The following is an 18,335-nucleotide window of genomic DNA, read 5'->3' on the forward strand; positions in this document are numbered from 1 at the left end:
GACAACCGGTCGCGGCAGCGAAGGTTCCCGATAAAATTCTGCTCCAGCAGCATCGGCGGCTTCGACCAAGGACCAGGCCTGGCGCAATGCTTTTTGGTGCAGCGCGCTGAAAAAATGGCTTTCACTTCGGTTTGATTGGTGCTTTAACCCGCGCATCCACAGGGGTGCTCCGTACGGTCGGGGCTGAGACGGGGGCGGCAAGCCCACAGACCCTAAAAGCTGATCTGGGTAATACCAGCGGAGCGAGGCGGGCCATGTTTTCAGGCGCACAGATTTCCCTATACCCCATGGCCGACGATTTCGTCGGTGTCATTCTTGGCGCGCTGGGCGCGCTCGATCCCTACCGCGACAAGCTCCGGATCGAGACCGACGACATCTCGACCCTGCTGGTCGGGCCGCCCGAGGTGCTGTTTCCAGCCATGCGCGACCTCTTCGTGGCGACGGCGCGCAGCGGCAAACATTGCGTGCTGTCGGCTACCATTTCACGCGGCTGCCCGGGCGAGCCGGATGACCCGATCTGTCGCTCCGATGCGCTTGGCGGACCTGTCGGGCCACTCGGCCCGCGCAGTGATGCGGCCATCGCGGCGGTGCGCGGCGCGGCTTCGACTGGCCAGCCGGCGGCAGCGCAGTTCTCGCTCTATGTGATGGGCACCGACGACCATATGGACGAGATTTACGGCTGCATCGATTTCCTCAAGCAGTCGGGTGTCTATGAGCTCTCCAAGCATTTCTGTACGAAATTGCGCGGTGATGCGGGCGCGATCTTTTCGGCGCTTGACGCAGCATTCTGCCGCTTCGGACCGGGTGCCGGCCACGTAACCCTCGATGTCACGGTCTCGGCCAACAGCCCGTCGGCTGTCTGAAGCTGCCGCTGCTCTCCGGCCGTCAAAGGTCATCTGCCGTGGTCTCACCATCAGTCGCTTCGCGCCCGATCGCGAGCCTTCTTGTCAAGGCGGTACCGGCGATGATGTCGGTCGGACTGCTCCTGCTGGCCTGGGAGCTTTATGCCACCTATTCCGGCATCAAGCCGACGATACTGCCGGCGCCATCGCGCGTCCTCGCGCAAGCGATGCTCAATCGCGAGGCGCTGGTCGACAACGCCGTTCCGACTATCCGCGCCACGCTGCTTGGCTTTGCCTGTTCGCTCAGTGCCGCCTTCGCGCTGTCGATGCTGGTCGACTTCTTCCAGCCGCTGCGCCGCGCGTTGTTTCCCGTCTTCATCGTCAGCCAGACATTGCCGCTGGTGGCGATCGCGCCGCTTGTGGTGCTGTGGTTCGGCTTCGGGCTGGCGCCCAAGATCATGCTGGTGTCGCTGGTCACCTTCTTTCCGATGCTGGTGGCGTTGGTCGAAGGTTACGAGTCGACCGAGGCCGAGATCGGCCAGATGCTGCGCGCCATGGGAGCAGGGCGCTGGCGCGTCTTCGTGCTGGCGCGGCTGCCTTCGGCGCTGCCTTACTTCTTTGCTGGCCTGAGGATCTCCATCACCTATGCCGTGGTCGGCGCTATCTTCGCCGAATATGCGGGTGCGGCGAAGGGCTTGGGCATCTATATGCTCAACGCCAAGAACAATTTCCGCCCCGACCTGGTGCTGGCCGCCGTCGGCGTCAGCGCAGCGCTTACACTTGTCCTTTTCGGGTTGACTGTACTGTTGCAGCGCCTTGCCATGCCTTGGGAGCACGCCGGCAACGAAACCGCCGGGAAGGGGCCGTGGCGATGAGCCGGCTCGAGCTGCGGCATCTTCGCAAGGCGTTCGGTGGGCTCGACGTGCTGGCCGATATTTCGCTGAGTGTCGGCACTGGTGAATTCGTCTCGATCCTTGGGCCCTCGGGCGCCGGCAAGTCGACGCTGTTCCAGCTTCTGACCGGCACCGAGCATGGCGAGGGCGAGATGTTGTTCGACGGCGCGCCCCTCGATGACCACGGCAGGCATTTCGCCTTCATGCCGCAACGCGACGCGCTGATGCCGTGGCGGCGCGTCCTCGACAACACGACGCTCGGGCTCGAAGTGCAAGGCATCAGGCGCAAGGCGGCGCGGGCACGTGTTGCGCCGCTGTTTGCCGAGTTCGGGCTCGCTGGCTTCGAGCGGCATTTTCCCGCTCAGCTGTCCGGCGGCATGCGCCAGCGCGCGGCCCTGCTGCGCACAGTTGTGCAGGAGCGCGACATGCTTTTGCTCGACGAGCCATTCGGCGCGCTCGACGCACTGACGCGCACCGCGATGCAACGCTGGCTCGAGCAGATGTGGCGTCATCACCGCTGGACGGCGCTGCTGATCACCCATGACGTGCGCGAAGCCGTGTTCCTGTCCGACCGCATCTACGTGCTGTCGGCGCGCCCGGCCCGCATCGTGCGTGAAATCAAGGTCCCGCTGCCGCGCCCGCGCAGCCTTGGCGGCGATGCCGCGCGGAAGGCAAGCGCGCTCGAGGCCGAGATCCTCGACACCATCCTCAACCCGCACCAATCCAAAGGACACGACCATGACTGACTTGACGCGCCGGCAGGCTTTGCTGCTGACCCTCGCTACCGGCCTTCCCTTGATTGCCGGATCGGGGCGAGCCTGGGCACAATCGGCGGCGCAAAAAGTCACCGTCGCACTCGACTGGACGGTCAACACCAATCACATCGGCCTGTTCGTCGCTCGCGACAAGGGGTTCTATTCCGAAGCTGGACTCGAGGTCGAGATCCTGCCTTACAGCGATACCGGTGCTGGCACGCTGGTCGCCAACCGCGTCGCCGATTTCGGCATCAACGGCACGATCAGCCTGTTCACCCAGAAAACCGCCGGGGCCGACTTGAGAGCCGTCTATGCCGTGGTGCAATCCGAAACCGGCCGCGTGGTTTTCAATGCGGCACGCAGCGAGATCAAAAGCCCGAGGGACCTTGACGGCCTGACTTATGGCGGCTTCGGCAGCGCCTGGGAGAACGCACTGATCGGCACCATCATCCGCCACGACGGCGGCAAGGGCAATTTCGAGACGGTGACGCTCGGCACCTCAGCCTATGAGGCGCTGGCCAATGGTTCGGTCGATTTCACGCTCGAAGTCTCGACCTGGGAGGGTGTCGAAGCCGAGCTCAAGGGCGTCAAACAGCGCAGTTTCGTCTATGCCGATTACGGCGTGCCCGACGAGCACACGACACTGATCTCTTCGAGCGAAGCCTATCTCCAGGCAAATCCGAAACCTGCCGCCGCCTTCGTCCAGGCAACGCGGCGCGGCTACCAGTTCGCTGTTGATCATCCCGATGAGGCGGCAGCCCTATTGGTCGCCGCCAATAAGGACACGCTGACCAATCCGGCACTGATCGAGGCTTCGCTGAAGATGCTGGTCGACGGCCATTATCTGCGCAGCCAAAGCGGCGCCATCGGGACGATGGATCCGGCCAAGATGGAAGCGATCGGCGACTATCTCTTCGCGTCCGGAATCCTGCGCGATGCCGATGGCAAAGTTCTGACACAACGCCCTGATTTCGCGAAGTATTTCAGCAATTCAACCCTGGGGTAGGGAGCCAATCGGGTCTTCGACCTTCGAGGAAATGGCTGGCCAGCCAAAGAAGCTCACGAGGTGCGGCAGCTCTACGTCAGACCCACAGATCAGCAGACCCGACCAATTCAATTCCGGACGATCTCATAGAGCAGAGTGGTTTTGATGTGTCGCCCGGGTTCACCCTGCAGCGACAGGGCGGCTGCGTAGAGTTTTGCTACGGCTGGCAGAGACCTTCGAATTCCCGACTGACATTGGCAATGGCAGTCATCTCGGCGGGAGTGCCGCCAGCGTTGATGAAAGCGTCGGCCAGCAGCGACCAGTCTCCGTCGCTGGCAGCGGCGGCCGGCAGACTGCCATTCTTCGCTGCGCCGAAAGCGTGGAACAGGGTGGCGCCGACCTTGTCCATGTCGATCAGGAAATCCTGGTCCGGCGTGCCGAGCGCATCCGGCCCTTCACGAAGGTAGTTGTTGCAGATGGCAGCGGTTTCCCGCGCCATGACATGGTTGAGCATATCCGATTGTGCACGCAGCGCTTCGGCGGCGTTGCCGTCCGGAGCCGAGGACAGCAGGGATGCGTATCTTCGCCTGAGATCGGCGACAGCCATCCTGCTCGTATTTCGCACCTGATCGACATTTCCAAGTCTGGCCATGGCCGTGATTTTTTCCACGACGACGTCGTAGTCGTCTGGAAACTCCTGCTTGATTGCCTTGAAAATCTGGCTTCCTTGGCTCTCAATCTGTTCGCTTACCTGAGCTGTGGTCAGCATCTGTGGATCGGGCGAGCCCGCCACCGTCTGGTAAAGATATTTGCCGCCGGCAAAGCCGAGCGCCCAGGGCAATACCTTTATCGCAACAAACGACAAAGCGGCGACCGCCGCCACACCAAAGCCTTTCCAACGTCCCATCCACCGGCCCTCCCTGACCCTGTCTAGTTCGCGCCGAGGCTCCGCGCCTTCTTGCGGTCGGCTTCGGCGCGCTTTTGGTTACCCTTGGCGTCCCACGCCCTGCTCCGCACTTTATAGGCGGCGGCGAAATCCGGTTTGAGCTTTATCGTCTGGCTCAAATCGGCGATGGCCCCGTCATAATTCGCCTTGCCGATCCGAATCACCCCCCGGCCCAAATAGGCAAAGGGATTCTTCCCGTCGAGGCTGAGCGCCTTTTCGAAATCACGTAACGCTGCGACGTCCTCATGCCTGCCCATCAATATAAGGCCTCGATGGGCATAGACCCTTGCGTCCTTGGTATTGAGACTGATGGCCTTTCCGTAGTCAGCAAGCGCTCCGTCGTAATCTCTTTGGAAACCGCGGTTCTGACCACGGTCGTAGTAAGTCTCGGCAAAATTCGGATTGAGCGTGATTGCCTGACTGTAATCGGCGACGGCATGAGCGTAGTCGCTCTTGGCCTCCCAGACCATTGCTCGGGCCAGATAGGCGTCGTGGAATGCGGGAAAGAGCGCAATCGCCTTGTCATAAAGCGCTATGGCGCCGTCATAGTCGTCCCTCTCGTGCAGCGTCCAGCCCTTGCTGAACGCCTGCGCAGCCGGCGAAGCGTTACTTGGCTTGATCGCCCCCTCGCCAGCCTGGCCAGCGGCTTCGCCTGATGTCTTTGAGGCGTTCGCCGCTGCCGCAGCCTTGCGGCCTTTGCGGGCAATGGCCAGCTTTGGGTCGAGCTTGAGTGCCTGGTCGTAGTCGGCGATGGCCTGATCGTAGTCGCCCTTGGCGAACCAGGTGCTGCCGCGCCCGAAATAGGCAGGTGCGTAGCCAGGTTCGATTTCGACCGCGCGGTTGTAGTCGGCGATGGCACGATCCAATTCGTTCTTCTTGCCCAAGGCGATGGCGCGGCCGAGGTAAGCGTCGAAATAGGTCGGATAGAGTTCGATCACCTTGCCGTAGTCATCGATAGCACCATCGTAGTCGCCCTTCTCGGCGCGCGACAGTCCTCGCCCGACATAGGCTGCTGCCTTTCTTGGATCGAGCGCGATCGCGCGGCTGTACTCAGCAATCGCGCGATCGTATTTGCGCTTCGTGTAGAACGCATCGCCGCGATCCATGAAAGCCTTGAGGTTCTTGGGATCAGAGCCGACAGCATCAGGCGCGGCGGCCCCTTTCTTTAACGCAGTCACCGCCGCCTTGCGGGCGACCGCGTAATCGCGGTTGCCCGGATTGAGTCCTATCGCCTGGTCGAAGTCGGCAATGGCGCCGCTGTAGTCCTTGTTGTCGGCCCTTTCTATGCCACGTCCATAATAGCTGGGAGCATCCTTCGGATCGATTTCGATCGCCGCCGAGTAGGCTGTGATCGCTCGCCCGGCGTCGCCCTTGACGTGCCAGGCCATGCCTATGCAGAAATAGGCATCCAGCAGTTTCGGATCGACCATGGCCGCCCGGCCGCAATCGAGGAGAGCACCTTCGGCATCCTCGGACGTGGCCTTGGCCATGCCCCGGCGAACATGGGCAGAGAGCAGGTCCGGTACGAGCCGGATCACCTGATCATAGTCGGCAATCGCCCGGTCATACGCTCGCTTGGCGGACCAGGCATTGCCGCGGCCAAAATAGGCGAGGGGGCTGTCGGGGTCGAGCGCGATCGCCTTGTCATACGCGCCGACTGCCTGGTCATACTTGCCCGCATTCGACAGACTGTCGCCGTGCTGTACCGCGGCAAGAACGCGCGGGTCTGTCGCCTGGACGAGTTCCGCCATCCTGACGGCGGAACGCTTGCCGCCGGACTTGGCGCTATTGCCGGCGTTCCGCGGAGTGGCACGTTTGGTGCCAACCGCGTCGTCCTGTCCCAACGCCGCCAACGCCGCCTTACGGCTGACGAGGTAGTCCGCATTGTCGGGGTCGAGCTTGATTGCGTGGCCGAAGTCGGCGATAGCCTCGTCATAGTCCTTCCTGTCGGCTCGCGCCATGCCGCGCCCATAGTAGCTGGCGTCGTCCTTCGGATCGATCTCGATGGCTACCGAATAGGCAGCGATCGCGCGCGCCAGGTCGCCCTTGGCGTGCCAGGCCATGCCTTTGCAGAAGTAAGCGTCGCGCACCTTTGGATCGAGTGTTGAAGCCCGGTCGCAGTCGGCGAGAGCGCCATCGATATCGCCTGAGGTGACCTTGGCGAGGCCGCGGCGAGCATGCGCCGACGCCATATTGGGGGCGAGGTGGATGACATTGTCGTAGTCGGCGATCGCCCGCTCGTAATCGCGTTTGGCTGCCCAGGCCTTGCCGCGGCCGAAATAGGCGAACCGGTTGTTCGGATCAAGTGCGATCGCCTTGTCATACGCGCCGATTGCCTGGTCGTATTTGCCCATATCCAGGAAGGCGTCACCGCCCAGGATCGCTTCCAGGGCGCGCCAATCGGTTGACTCCAGGGCCTTGGCTGCCAGCGTGTCTTCCGTGGCCGCCATGTCGGAAACGGCGGCTTGGGGTTCTGGCGCATCCGCAGGCGCGGGCGCCTTGCCTTCGACGTTCGCATCATGTTCGCGACAATTTCCCGTCCGCTCCGGGTCGAGTTCGATGGCGTGCCGGCAATCCGCCGCCGCCCCGGCTAGATCTCCCTTCAGCGTCTTGGCGCGACCCCGGCTGAAATAGGCATCGGCATTGTCCGGATCGAGGCTGATAGCGCTGTCGAAATCGAGAATAGCGCCCTCGATGCCATACTTGGACAGCCGCACCATGCCGCGCTCGACCAGGATTTTGGCGGCGCCAGAATCCCCGATCTCTTCCCCTGCAGCGGATGCGGCTGGCTGGACTTCGTCTGCGACCTGTTCATTGCAGGTACCTGTCCGTTTCGGATCGAGCTTGATCGCCTGCCTGCAGTCGGCGGCAGCAATCACATAATCTCCTACAGACGCGCTGGCCAGGGCGCGATCGTAATAGGCGTCGGCATTGTAGGGATCGAGCCGGATTACAAAGCTGAACGAGTCTATGGCGGCCCCGACATTCCCTTGTATCTGCTGGTCCAACCCCTGCTGCAGATTCCAGGCAATGGCGGCGGAATTGTCCTGCCGCGGAATGGCCATCGCTTCCTCCCCAGGCAGAGCTTCGCCGCCCATCATCTGCTCGTTGCAGGCGTCGGCCCGTTTCGGGTCAAGTTTTGTCGCTTTTCGGCAGTCGGCGGCGGCGCGGTCCAGATCGCCCTTGCGCGTCAGCGCCAGCGCACGGCCGAAATAGGCGGCGGCATCCTTCGCGTTGAGGTCGATCACCTTATCGAAATCAGCTATGGCGCGATCATCGTCGCCTGTATTCGTCCAGGCGACGGCTCTGTTATAGTAGCCATCCGCACTGCCGGGGGCGATCTCAACCGCCCTACTGGCATCGGCAAGCGCGCGCGGCCAGTCGCTCTTGCCAATCCAGGCTGCGCTTCGATTGGCATAGGCGTCGACGCTTTCCGGATCGAGGCTGATGGCATGGTCGAAATCAGCTATCGCAAGGTCGTAGTCGCCCTTGGAGGCGTGGGCGATGCCTCTGTTGACATACACTGTGGCGTCTTGTGGATCGAGGCGGATCGCCTCGTCATATTCGGCGATAGCCCTGTCATGGTCGCCCTTGCGTTGCCAGGTGGCGCCGAGACTGTTGTGCGCCTTGTTGTTTTGCGGATCGACCGTGAGCGCCTGCTCGAAATCGATAATGGCCGCGTCGGTCTTGCCTTTGCGAAAAAAGGCAAGGCCACGGCTGTAGTAGGCATCGCCGGAGTCGGGCTCGAGGCTGATGGCGACGTTGAAATCAGCGATGGCGCGGTCGTTTTCCTCCTTGCAGTACCAGGCAGCCCCGCGATTGAAGTAGGCCGAGGCCTCTCTGGCATCAAATGTGATCGCCTCGCTGTAGTCGGCGATCGACCGGTCGTAGTCGTGCTTGTCGTCCCAGGCGAGGCCGCGATGGAAATAGGCGATAACACGGTTCCGCGACGGTTCCGTGTTGTCCTCGGCAATCGGCGTGCAGGCGGCGATGAGCTGGTCGGCAGCGATCTTGCGGTCGCTGAAGCAGACGGCATAGTCCTTGCCGGCGGCGAGCGCGACGGCGTTCAGAGCGAGAATGAGCGCAAGCCCAGCCAGCCAACCCGGGCGCAAAACCCTCACCAGCAAGCACGACCCGACCGCAGCGGCAACCTGCCGCGCACCTTTGCTCGTCATCTCGCTGGTCCTCCCCCGAAAACCTGGTCCGCTTCAGCGGCAATCGCGCATTGTTCCTTATTTGTTCCAGAATGCAAGCATAAATTGCAATGGAGCAGAGCCAATCTGCACCGCAGTGCCTTCGGCTTGCGTGCGTTTGGGACGTTGTGCGTTCAATGCCGATCTGATCTTGTTGATTAACTGCCCGGCAATGGCCGGCACTTTCACGAGGCCTCCCGCCCATCCTTCACTTGTGATGCGGTAACGCGTGAGGCGATCGCCTGGTGCGTCGCCGCAAGACCTGGCGGATGTCATGCCTTCCGGGCAGATTGTCTGCCTGATGCAGTACCCTTGCCGCTCGCGTTCGGCCGCCGACAAGCTCTGGTCAGATCGGAGCCATCGTGGCGGCGATGCTATCCTTGGCCAAGGGCTGTCTCTGACGCCATCGGTGATGCTGCCTCAACTATCAGAGCAGAATTCCAGTCATGAGGGATGGAATTTTTAGGGTTTTACAGAAAATCGTTTTTTGGCTGCCTCGTAAATGTATATCGACGATACCCGCACGTTGATATATTGCACTAGTGAAATTTGTATTTAAATTTTACTATTATTACGAATTCGCAATTAAAAAAACAGACACCATAATTTGTGCTATAAGATATCAATCTGAAACTTAAGCCAACCTGTTTCGTAGATAAACTTTGCAATCGGCTTCTCGCCGACTGCCCTAGCGTAACGACAACAGGAGAGTGTTATGGCTTTTACGATCAAAACAGTCGCCAGTGTGTTGGCAGGCAGTGCAGTAGTCCTGGCCCTTTCCCTGCCGGCAAATGCCGCAGGACTTGGTATTGGCGTCGGCGCCTCGGTGGGTGGAAGCGGCGGTGTCAATGCCGGCGTCGGGGCCTCCGTTGGCGGCAGCGGCGGCATCAATGCCGGTGTGGGCGCCTCGGTCGGCGGCAGCAGTGGCGTCAATGCTGGTGCCGGTGCCAATGTCGGCGGCTCGAGCGGCGTCAGCGCCGGTCTCGGTGCTTCGTTGGCGGCAGCAACGGTATCAATGCCGGTGCCGGTGCCAATGTTGGCGGTTCCGGCGGCATCAACGCCAGTGTGGGCGCCAATGTCGGAGGGTCTGGCGGCATTACCGCCGGTCTCGGCGCCAATGTTGGTGGCTCGAGCGGCGTCGGCGTTGGTGTCGGCATCGGCGGCGGAACCAACCCGAGCAACCCGAGCAATCCAAGCAATCCCGGAAATCCGGGTAACCCTGGTACTCCGGGACATCCGAACCTGCCCGGTGTCGTCGCCGACATGTCGGATAGCCAGTTGGCGCGGATGAAGAAGCGCTGCGTCGATGTTCTCGGCAGTTCCGGGGTCTACGACCGCGACCTGCGCCAGCTTTGCCTGCTGATCGCACGCCGCTGACACCAGGAGCGCCGGGATCGGAAGTGCCGAACCAGCCGTGAGGCTTGACCGCACTCTCCTGGCCTCCGGCCGGTTGGAAAGCCCGCCATCCTTGGCGGGCTTTCTGCGTGGTTACTCGTGGGTCTTTCCCGTGCGGCACCGTTGCACGGGGTGGAACGCCAATCCTTTGAAAGTGTTCACATCCTCTGCAACATCCGAATAGGGCGATGTTGAAACCGGCGCGAGAGCGCCTACAGGAACGGGAGGATCATGAGCCTTGGAACCATTCTCATCATTATCCTCATCATTGCGCTGCTTGGCGGCGTCAGCGGCTTCGGCGGCCCTTCTATGGCACCGGCAACGATGGCGGCGGCGGCCTCGGGCTCGTGTTGTTCATCATTATCGTGCATGTCGTGCTGGGGCGGATTTAGCCGCGCTCGATCATCTCGGGGTGATCGCAATCTCGTGACCGGCTCGATAACCCGCGCCCACCGGATTGTGATGCGTGCAGGTCTGCTTGTGATCCGGCTTGTTTCAAAATTTTTGTAGGATGGTCGCGGTCCACACCCCCCGTGGAAACAAGAGGAGAGGGTCCCACCCCTTGTCCTCCTCCAAGGCCCGCTCCGGTTCACCGTGGCGGGCTTTTGCTTGGCGCCAATAGATTACTCCATGTCAGGTACATCGCCGCTGACGAAGAGGGTGTTCGGCGGGCCGTATTCGCCTAGCGTCGGATCGGCCTCGCGGCTCCATGCGATGACGCCGGCATGCTTTGCCGCCAGAGCCCTGGCGGTGCGTATGGCGCGGTCTTCGCTCTGTTGGTCGGCGGGTCCAAAGGCTGGAAACAATTCCCCATCCTCGCCGCGATCGAACGCAACCACGACGATCAGCCTGGGATTTTTCTGGCCACTGGAATCAGACATCTTGCACCTTTGGCGCGAAACCTATCACAATACAGGGAATTGGGTCGGCACGTTCGATTCCGGAGGTGGGGTGGTGCAAGACCAGCGTTTCGATGAGCCGATCAGGATTGCGCTCGGTCGGTCGCGAAACTCGATCTTCAACGTGGAGAGGGTCGCTCAGGCTGCCGACATCCTGATGAACCGCTGGCCGGTTGCCACAGGGCAAAGGCACATGGTTGCCCGCAAGGTCTGCCTGGCCGTGCTTGAGGGAAAGAAAGAAGCTTCGGCGGCACGGGCGGCGTTCATCAACGCCGCGATCGAGGCGGATATCCTCGTTGAGCCTCGTGAAGTGTCGATGCCGTAGCCTGCTCGGCCAAAATTGAATCAAGATTTGCCTCTATCCTGTTGATTGATTGCGGTCTTTTCAGCGATCGGTGGTCGGCTTTTCCAAGCCCATATTTGACCGTCCTGTCGGCGCGCTTCGCGGGCATTTCGAAATTTTCTGCCTCGTCTCGCTTGCCATAGGCATCCGTTGACACGGCATCCGTGTCTCTGTATTGAACAGGATTATACAGGTTCATTGAACAGGTACCCATATGAAGCGGCGCTCGGTTCAACTGTCTCCAGGCACGGGCAAGCCCGAGCAGATCGCCACCGTCCTCGAACATGAGATCCGCTCCGGCGTTCTCGGTTTCGGCGACCGCCTTCAAAGCGAGAACGAACTCGTCCAGCGCTTCTCCGTCAGCCGCAATACGGTCCGCAAGGGCCTCGAGGAACTATCCAGCCGCGGGCTGATCACCACCAAGGTCGGCATCGGCTCGTTCGTCACCTTCGACGGCAAGCCGGTCGATGACGCCATCGGCTGGTCGCGGGCGCTGGCCAATGCCGGCGCCAACGCCGAGACGCGGACACTGCGGCTGGAGGTCATCGAGGACATCGATCTGGCTGCGCTGCTTGGTATCGAAAGCCCGCTCTTCATCGCCGTCGACCGGGTGCGCACCAACGCCAGCGATGGCCATGCGATCTCCATCGAGCGCAGCCGGCTGCCCCTTTCTCCCGAACTGGAGGACGTGCCGCTGCGTGGCCTGCGCGAGGGCTCGCTGCACCAGACGCTGCGCGCCGCCGGCCTCTTTCCCGACCATGGCGAGGAATGGGTGGAGATCGAGATGCTCAACGCCGAGGACGCCACTATCCTCGGCTGCCCGCAAGGCACGCCGTTCCTGCGCGGCCGCCGGTTGACACGCGCCGTCGACGACCGGCCGATCGAATATGTCACCAGTCTGCTCAACCCGGCGCATTTCGCGCTGCATATGAGGTTCTGAGCGATGCCGGACACAGCCAAGGACCCGCTCGATCGCGCCATGGGCGCGCTTGTCGGCGGAGCGCTGGGAGATGCACTCGGCATGCCGACACAACTTTTGTCGCCGGCCCGAATTGGCGAACTCCACGGCCATGTCGAGGATTTCATCGCGCCTTTCGCCAATCATCCGGTGTCGAAGGGACTGGCTGCCGGCACCATCACCGACGATACCGAACAAGCGCTGCTGCTCGGCCGCATTCTCGTCGAATCCGGCGACCGCTTCGACCATAAGCGCTGGGTCAATGCGCTGCTCGACTGGGAACGCGAGGTCAAGGCGCGCGGCAGCTATGATCTTTTGGGACCGTCGACCAAGCGTGCCATCGACGCTATCAACAATGGCGTGCCTGCAGAGGAAGCGGGACGCAGTGGCGACACCAACGGTGCGGCCATGCGCATTGCCCCGGTCGGCATCATGATGCCGCTCGAACCATTGGGGGCATTCGTCGACAAGGTGGCGGAGACCTGCCGGGCGACGCACAACACCTCGATCGCCATCGCCTCCGCCGCCGCGGTTGCTGCCGCCGTCAGCCGCGGCATCGCCGGCGGGGACTGGCGCGATGCTTCCGCCAGCGCCGTCGCGGCGGCGAGGCGGGGGGCGACGCTCGGCCATTGGGTCACCGGCGGCGACATCGCCGCCCGTATCGTCTGGGCACAGGACATCGTGAGCGGCAAGGCGACGAAGGACGCGATCCGGCTGATCACCGATCTGGTCGGCACCGGCGTCGCCAGCCAGGAATCCGTTCCGGCTGCCTTCGCGGTGCTGGAAGTCGCCGGCGGGGATCCATGGCAGGCGGCGGTCATCAGCGCCAATCTCGGTGGTGACACCGACACGATCGGCGCCATCGCGGCCGGCATGGCCGGCTCCTGCACCGGCTTTTCCCGATTGCCGCAACAACATATCGCGCGGCTTGTCGGCATCGACATGTCAGAGGTTCGCGCGCTTGCAGCCGACCTCGTGACGGCACGAGTGGCGAAAATCGGTTCCAGCAAGGACGCGGCGGGATGAGCGGGCGTCTCGTCCATATCGGCAGTGCCGTGGTCGATTATGTCTACCGCATCGACGCCTTGCCGGCGCCCGGTATGGAAAAGACGGCGTCGAGCTTCGCCCAGGTTGCTGGCGGCGGCTTCAACATGATGGTCGCGACCAGCCGCACCGGTATGCAGGTGGTGTTCGGCGGCCAGCTCGGCTGCGGGCCGAATGGCGACTTCTTGCGTGCTGCGTTCGCCGCCGAGGGCATCGAGACACTGACGCCGCCATCGCCCTTGATGGACAGCGGCAATTGCGTCGCCATGATCTCGAGCGACGCCGAACGCACCTTCGTGTCGTGGCCAGGTGCCGAAAGTGTGCTCAGCCTCGACCTGATGGCGCCGGTGACGGTCGCGCCTGATGATTGGGTGTTCATCTCCGGCTACACGCTGAGCTATCCCGGCAGTCGCGATGCGCTCACCGACTGGATCGAGGCACTGCCGGACGAAACACCTTTCGTCTTCGACCCGACGCCGGTCGTCACGGACATTCCGCGCCCGATCCTGTCGCGGGTACTCGCCCGCACGACATGGCTGAGCTGCAACACGACGGAGGCGGCCGAGATTGCCGGCCCGGGCGATATCGAGGCTGTCGCGGCACGGCTTCTGGACGACCATTGTCCGCAGGCTGCCGGCGTGGTCATCCGCGCCGGGGCAAAGGGCTGCCACGTGCGGTTGGCCGACGGGTCAGCGCAGACCATTGCCGGCTACACGGTCACCGCCATCGACACCAACGGCGCCGGCGACACCCATATCGGGGCTTTCGTCAGCGCGCTGGCACGCGGTACCCCACCCTTCGAGGCAGCGCGCTATGCCAATGCGGCGGCGGCTATTTCGGTCACCCGCCATGGCGGCTCGTCGGCGCCGACCGATGACGAAATCCAGACATTCCTGAGCCATGTCGATGATCACGGGCATGGCCGGAAGCAAGAGGCTTAAACAAGCCCCGCCAAGCGGGCAAACAATGAGAGGAACGAACATGCGCATGCCCAGACTGACCGCCCTGCTGACGGCGACTGCCGTCATAACCTCCGTACTCACGCCGGCCGCAAGTGCCGCCGAAATACATGTGCTCAACTGGAAGGGCTACGGCACCGACGAGCCGTGGGCCGTCGAGGCTTTCGAAAAGGCGACCGGCAACAAGGTCGTCAACGACTTCTTCAATTCCGAACAGGAGATGCTGACCAAGATCCGGACCAATCCCGGGCTCTACGACGTGGTCATGATCAATGCCGCCTTCAACGACCAGGCGATGGACGGCAAGCTGATCCAGCCGATCGACGTCTCCAAGTTGCCGAACTACGCCGACATCAGCAAGGACAAGGCGGGATCGCCAATGCTCGTCCATGACGGCAAGGTCTATGGCGTGCCGTGGGTGTGGGGCCTGACGGCGCTCGCCATCAACGACAAATCCTTCGACAAGCCGCCGACGAGCATTGCCGAGATGTGGGATGCCGCGCACAAGGGCCGCGTCGTCATTCGCGACGACGCCGTCGAGGCGGTGCAGTTCGGCGCCATCGCCACCGGCCAGAACATCAATGACATCAAGGATATGGACGCGGTCAAGACGAAGCTGACTTCGCTGATGCCGCAGATCAAGACCTTCTGGAGTTCGGAGAACGACTGGAACCAGATGGTCGCCTCCAACCAGATCGACATCGGCACCTACTGGAGCGGCTCGGCCGATCGGGCCAAGACGCATTTCAAGCTGCCGGTCTCGCTGGTCGTGCCGCAGGAGGGTGCTGTCGCCTGGCTCGACGCATTCTCCATTCCGGTCGGCGCCAAGAATGTCGCGGGAGCCGAGGCCTTCATCAACTATATGATCGACCCGAAATTCTATGTCGAATGGGTCACCAAGGTCGGTGCGCCGGTGTCGGCCAACGCCAAGGCGGTGGAAGCGCTACCCGAGGATGCCTTCAACCGCAAGGTCATGGGTGACCCGGAAGTGGCCAAGCGCATCCAGTTCCAGGCGCCGATAACCGACGCGCAGCGCGAAGCCTATCTGGCGCTGTGGCAGCAGCTCAAGGTCGACGTAAAGTAAAGCTCACATCCGGGCCAGCCGGCGGTTCGCGCCGGCTGGTTCTTCAATCCTGGGGAGGAGGGTATCATGGCAGCTGCAACCGCGTCGCGCAGCCGGCTGAGATCGGCGTTGCCGCTGCTGGCGCCAGCCTATGTCTGGCTAACGGTGGCGATCTTCCTGCCGCTGTCGGCGATGGTCTTTTTCTCGTTCATGACCGAGTTGCCGCTGTCGGGAAAGCCGTGGGCATTCACCCTTGGCAACTATGCCGCCTTCTTCTCGCAAAGTCTCTATCTGACGCTGCTGCTGGCCTCGCTGCGCCTTGGCCTCGAAGTGACGTTGTGGTGCGTCGTCATCGGCTATCCGGCGGCTTACGTGCTCGCCAAGGTGCTGAAGGGGCGCAGCCGCGAGGCGATCTTCCTGCTCGTCATCCTGCCGTTCTGGTCGAACGGGCTGGTGCGCATCTTCTCCTGGGCGATGGTTTTGCGCGAAGGCGGCATCCTCGACACCGCACTCAACGCCGTGCTGCCGTTCAAGATCAACATCGACCTGATGTATTCCTATCCGGCCGTCATCATCGGACTGGTGCACTCCTATGTGCCCTACATGGTGCTGACCTGCTATCTCACGCTCCAAGCGATCGATGACTCGCTGATCGAGGCCGGGCGCTCGCTCGGCGCTTCACGGCTGCAGGTGCTGAAGCGGGTGATCATCCCTTTGTCGATGCCGGGGCTGGTGGCGGGCGCGGCGCTTATCTTCGTGCCGGTCGTGGGCTCATTCATGGAGCCGCGCATCCTTGGCGGCCGCACCGGCACTTTTTACGGCACGGTCATCGAGGACCAGTTCGTCGCCGTGTTCAACTGGCCGCTTGGGGCGGCGCTCTCCTTCATTCTGCTGGCGGTGGTGCTGGTCATCCTGGCGGTTGCCTCGCCGGTGCTGCGGAGAGCCGTGTGATGATGACGGCCCGCATCCTCGAAGGGCTCGGCCGGTTCTACGTCGGACTGCTGCTCGCCTTTCTCTATCTGCCGATCATCATCATGGCCCTGATGTCGTTCAACGTCTCGCCCTTCTACCAATTGCCGTTCGAATGGACGACCGAATGGTACGCCTCGCTGTGGCGGAACGACCAGCTTATTGCCGCGACCTGGAACAGCGTCGAGATCGCCATCATCACCACCATCATCTGCACCGTGCTCGGCTCGGCGGCATCATTGGCGCTCTATCGCTATGAATTTCGCGGCAAGAAGTTCCTGCAGGCGCTTTTGTTTCCGCCGATCGCCATACCGTGGCTGATCACCGGCACGGCGATGCTGATCTTCTTCTTCGGCATCGGCATCGGCCGCGGCCTGCACGCCATTCTTCTCGGCCATGTCGCGCTGGCGCTGCCTTATGTCATCGTCGTCGTCTCGGCGCGGCTGCAGACCTTCGCGCCGGAATTGGAAGAGGCGGCGCGCTCGCTCGGCGCCAACCAGTGGCAAGTGACGCGGCGTGTCACGCTGCCGTGGATCATGCCCGGCGTCATCGCCGGCGGGCTGTTTGCGTTTGCCGTCTCGTTCGACCAGTTCGTGGTGTCCTATTTCCTGGCGACACCGGGGCAGACGACACTGCCGGTCGAAATCTACGCCGCGATCCGCAAGGGTTTCACGCCCGAGATCAATGCGGTCTCGACGATCATCATCGTGGTGTCGATGGCGCTGATGCTGCTGACGGCGCGGTTCTTCAAATTCGGCGGAGAGAAATAATGGCTGGCGTGCAGGTATCGAACATCTCGCGCAGTTTTGGCGCGCACAAGGCGCTGGACGATGTCTCCATCGATTTCGCCGACGGTGGCTTCTATGCGCTGCTGGGGCCATCGGGCAGCGGCAAGACGACGCTGCTGCGCCAGATCGCAGGTTTTGATTTTCCAGACTCCGGCCGCATCACCATCGGCGGTGAGAGCGTCGAGCGGGTGCCGGTCGAAAAGCGTCGCATCGGCATGGTGTTCCAGAACTATGCGCTGTTTCCCAATATGAGCGTCGCCGACAATGTCGCCTTCGGCCTGTCGGTGCGCGGCGAGGCCAAGGCGATCATCGCTACCGAGGTGCAGCGTGCGCTCGACCTGGTGCAACTCGGCAAGCTCGGTGCCCGCCGGCCACATCAGCTGTCGGGCGGCCAGCGCCAGCGCGTCGCGCTCGCCCGCGCCATCGTCACCAAGCCGCGCGTGCTTTTGCTCGACGAGCCGCTCGGCGCGCTCGACAAGGCGCTGCGTGTCGATATGCAGATCGAACTCAAGCGCATCCAGCGCGAGATCGGCATCACCACCATCTTCGTCACCCACGACCAGGAAGAAGCGCTGACGATGAGCGACCGCATCGGCATCCTGCGCGATGGCAGGCTGGTGCAGGAGGGGCCACCGGAGGAGATCTACGACCGGCCGAAGAGCGAGTTCGCCGCAACGTTCCTCGGCGACGCCAACATCTTTCGCGGCGACAGCACTGGCAACGGCATCCGGCTGCCGGACGGCACGGCGATCGCCGCCGGGGCCGGTGCTCGCCTTGCCGCTGGTGCCAAGGCGAGTTGTGCGGTGCGGCCCGAACGCATCCGTATTGCTACTGATGGCGGGGCTTCGGATGGCAACGCCAACATGCTCAAGGGGCAGGTCTCCAAGCGCATTTTCGCCGGCAACAACAGCACATACTTCGTCGACCGTGCTGGCCAGACGCTGAAGGTCATCGTGCAGAACACCGGTGCCGACAGACTGGCGGAGGGCCAGGAGGTGGTGCTGCGCTGGTCGCCTGAGAGTACGGTGCTGATTGCGCCGGGCTAGTCGACGCGGTTCGATAGATGGGACTGTTGGCGTTCCTTCGCACCCCCCCTCTGTCCTGCCGGACATCTCCCCCGCAAGGGGGGAGATTGGCCGTCATCGATGTTTTCGCAAATCTCCTACATTGCAAGAATGAGTGCCGGGGTCGAAGCTGCCAATCTCCCCCCCTTGCGGGCAGGGCTATCGCATATGAGTAAAGAGGCGGAGGAGGTCTTGGTCGGCCCATCGTGCTTTGAGTCGTTTGTGGCTGAGCGGGATTT

At 62.4% G+C, this 18,335-nt stretch carries 16 protein-coding genes, 2 pseudogenes and 1 riboswitch; of the genes and pseudogenes, 14 read left to right on the plus strand and 4 right to left on the minus strand.

Annotated elements, in window-relative coordinates:
- The first annotated feature begins 150 nt into the window (after window positions 1–150).
- A riboswitch (TPP riboswitch) is annotated at window positions 151–264 on the plus strand.
- From NKJ06_RS23000 to NKJ06_RS23015, 4 genes are all read left to right on the plus strand, one after another.
- Entirely contained in the window at window positions 255–863 is a 609-nt protein-coding gene (locus tag NKJ06_RS23000) for a YkoF family thiamine/hydroxymethylpyrimidine-binding protein (protein ID WP_352634424.1), read from the plus strand. It overlaps the preceding riboswitch by 10 nt.
- A 101-nt stretch (window positions 864–964) precedes the next feature.
- The gene (locus tag NKJ06_RS23005; RefSeq protein WP_352634422.1) at window positions 965–1,717 is read left to right on the plus strand and encodes an ABC transporter permease; all 753 of its coding nucleotides are present in this window, start codon (window positions 965–967) and stop codon (window positions 1,715–1,717) included.
- Window positions 1,714–2,481, plus strand: coding sequence for an ABC transporter ATP-binding protein (locus NKJ06_RS23010; protein WP_352634420.1), 768 nt, complete (start codon window positions 1,714–1,716; stop codon window positions 2,479–2,481). The genes NKJ06_RS23005 and NKJ06_RS23010 overlap by 4 nt, the downstream gene beginning before the upstream one ends.
- A complete protein-coding gene (locus NKJ06_RS23015) occupies window positions 2,474–3,496 on the plus strand; it encodes an ABC transporter substrate-binding protein (protein ID WP_352634418.1) in 1,023 nt (340 codons plus the stop codon). Before NKJ06_RS23010 ends, NKJ06_RS23015 begins: the two co-directional genes overlap by 8 nt.
- 196 nt (window positions 3,497–3,692) lie before the next feature.
- Here NKJ06_RS23015 and NKJ06_RS23020 read toward each other — a convergent pair whose 3' ends face one another.
- From NKJ06_RS23020 to NKJ06_RS23030, 3 genes are read right to left on the minus strand one after another with little or no spacing between them, the layout of a single operon-like run.
- Entirely contained in the window at window positions 3,693–4,382 is a 690-nt protein-coding gene (locus NKJ06_RS23020; RefSeq protein ID WP_352810730.1) for a hypothetical protein, read from the minus strand.
- Window positions 4,383–4,405: 23 nt separating this feature from the next.
- Entirely contained in the window at window positions 4,406–8,596 is a 4,191-nt protein-coding gene (locus NKJ06_RS23025) for a tetratricopeptide repeat protein (protein ID WP_352810732.1), read from the minus strand.
- Between the two features lie 57 nt (window positions 8,597–8,653).
- Window positions 8,654–8,803 carry a hypothetical protein gene (locus tag NKJ06_RS23030; RefSeq protein WP_352634415.1) on the minus strand — a complete coding sequence of 50 codons (150 nt, stop codon included), beginning with the start codon at window positions 8,801–8,803 and terminating at the stop codon, window positions 8,654–8,656.
- 526 nt (window positions 8,804–9,329) lie between these two features.
- Between NKJ06_RS23030 and NKJ06_RS23035 the strand changes: the two are divergent.
- Window positions 9,330–9,991 (plus strand): annotated as a pseudogene (locus tag NKJ06_RS23035) (hypothetical protein).
- 249 nt (window positions 9,992–10,240) lie between these two features.
- Window positions 10,241–10,401 (plus strand): annotated as a pseudogene (locus NKJ06_RS23040) (DUF3309 family protein).
- A 231-nt stretch (window positions 10,402–10,632) separates the two neighbouring features.
- Here NKJ06_RS23040 and NKJ06_RS23045 read toward each other — a convergent pair.
- Window positions 10,633–10,890: a hypothetical protein gene (locus NKJ06_RS23045; protein WP_023814060.1), complete on the minus strand. Its 258-nt coding sequence runs from the start codon at window positions 10,888–10,890 to the stop codon at window positions 10,633–10,635.
- A 73-nt stretch (window positions 10,891–10,963) separates the two neighbouring features.
- Between NKJ06_RS23045 and NKJ06_RS23050 the strand changes: the two genes are divergently transcribed.
- From NKJ06_RS23050 to NKJ06_RS23085, 8 genes are all read left to right on the plus strand, one after another.
- Window positions 10,964–11,233, plus strand: coding sequence for a DUF982 domain-containing protein (locus tag NKJ06_RS23050; protein ID WP_352634411.1), 270 nt, complete (start codon window positions 10,964–10,966; stop codon window positions 11,231–11,233).
- Window positions 11,234–11,465: 232 nt separating this feature from the next.
- Window positions 11,466–12,191 carry a GntR family transcriptional regulator gene (locus NKJ06_RS23055; protein ID WP_352634409.1) on the plus strand — a complete coding sequence of 242 codons (726 nt, stop codon included), beginning with the start codon at window positions 11,466–11,468 and terminating at the stop codon, window positions 12,189–12,191.
- A 3-nt stretch (window positions 12,192–12,194) separates the two neighbouring features.
- On the plus strand, window positions 12,195–13,235 hold the full coding sequence (locus tag NKJ06_RS23060) for an ADP-ribosylglycohydrolase family protein (RefSeq protein WP_352634408.1): 1,041 nt from the start codon (window positions 12,195–12,197) through the stop codon (window positions 13,233–13,235).
- On the plus strand, window positions 13,232–14,194 hold the full coding sequence (locus NKJ06_RS23065) for a PfkB family carbohydrate kinase (RefSeq protein ID WP_352634407.1): 963 nt from the start codon (window positions 13,232–13,234) through the stop codon (window positions 14,192–14,194). The genes NKJ06_RS23060 and NKJ06_RS23065 overlap by 4 nt, the downstream gene beginning before the upstream one ends.
- A 40-nt stretch (window positions 14,195–14,234) precedes the next feature.
- Window positions 14,235–15,296 carry an ABC transporter substrate-binding protein gene (locus NKJ06_RS23070; protein ID WP_352634405.1) on the plus strand — a complete coding sequence of 354 codons (1,062 nt, stop codon included), beginning with the start codon at window positions 14,235–14,237 and terminating at the stop codon, window positions 15,294–15,296.
- A gap of 66 nt (window positions 15,297–15,362) precedes the next feature.
- Window positions 15,363–16,226: an ABC transporter permease gene (locus NKJ06_RS23075; protein WP_352634403.1), complete on the plus strand. Its 864-nt coding sequence runs from the start codon at window positions 15,363–15,365 to the stop codon at window positions 16,224–16,226.
- The gene (locus tag NKJ06_RS23080) at window positions 16,226–17,014 is read left to right on the plus strand and encodes an ABC transporter permease (RefSeq protein WP_352634401.1); all 789 of its coding nucleotides are present in this window, start codon (window positions 16,226–16,228) and stop codon (window positions 17,012–17,014) included. Before NKJ06_RS23075 ends, NKJ06_RS23080 begins: the two co-directional genes overlap by 1 nt.
- Window positions 17,014–18,078, plus strand: a complete 1,065-nt coding sequence (locus NKJ06_RS23085; protein WP_352634399.1) for an ABC transporter ATP-binding protein — start codon at window positions 17,014–17,016, stop codon at window positions 18,076–18,078. The genes NKJ06_RS23080 and NKJ06_RS23085 overlap by 1 nt, the downstream gene beginning before the upstream one ends.
- Window positions 18,079–18,335 lie beyond the last annotated feature (257 nt).

The organism is Mesorhizobium sp. M0293 (genome assembly GCF_040321735.1).
In the GTDB taxonomy this organism is placed as follows: domain Bacteria; phylum Pseudomonadota; class Alphaproteobacteria; order Rhizobiales; family Rhizobiaceae; genus Mesorhizobium.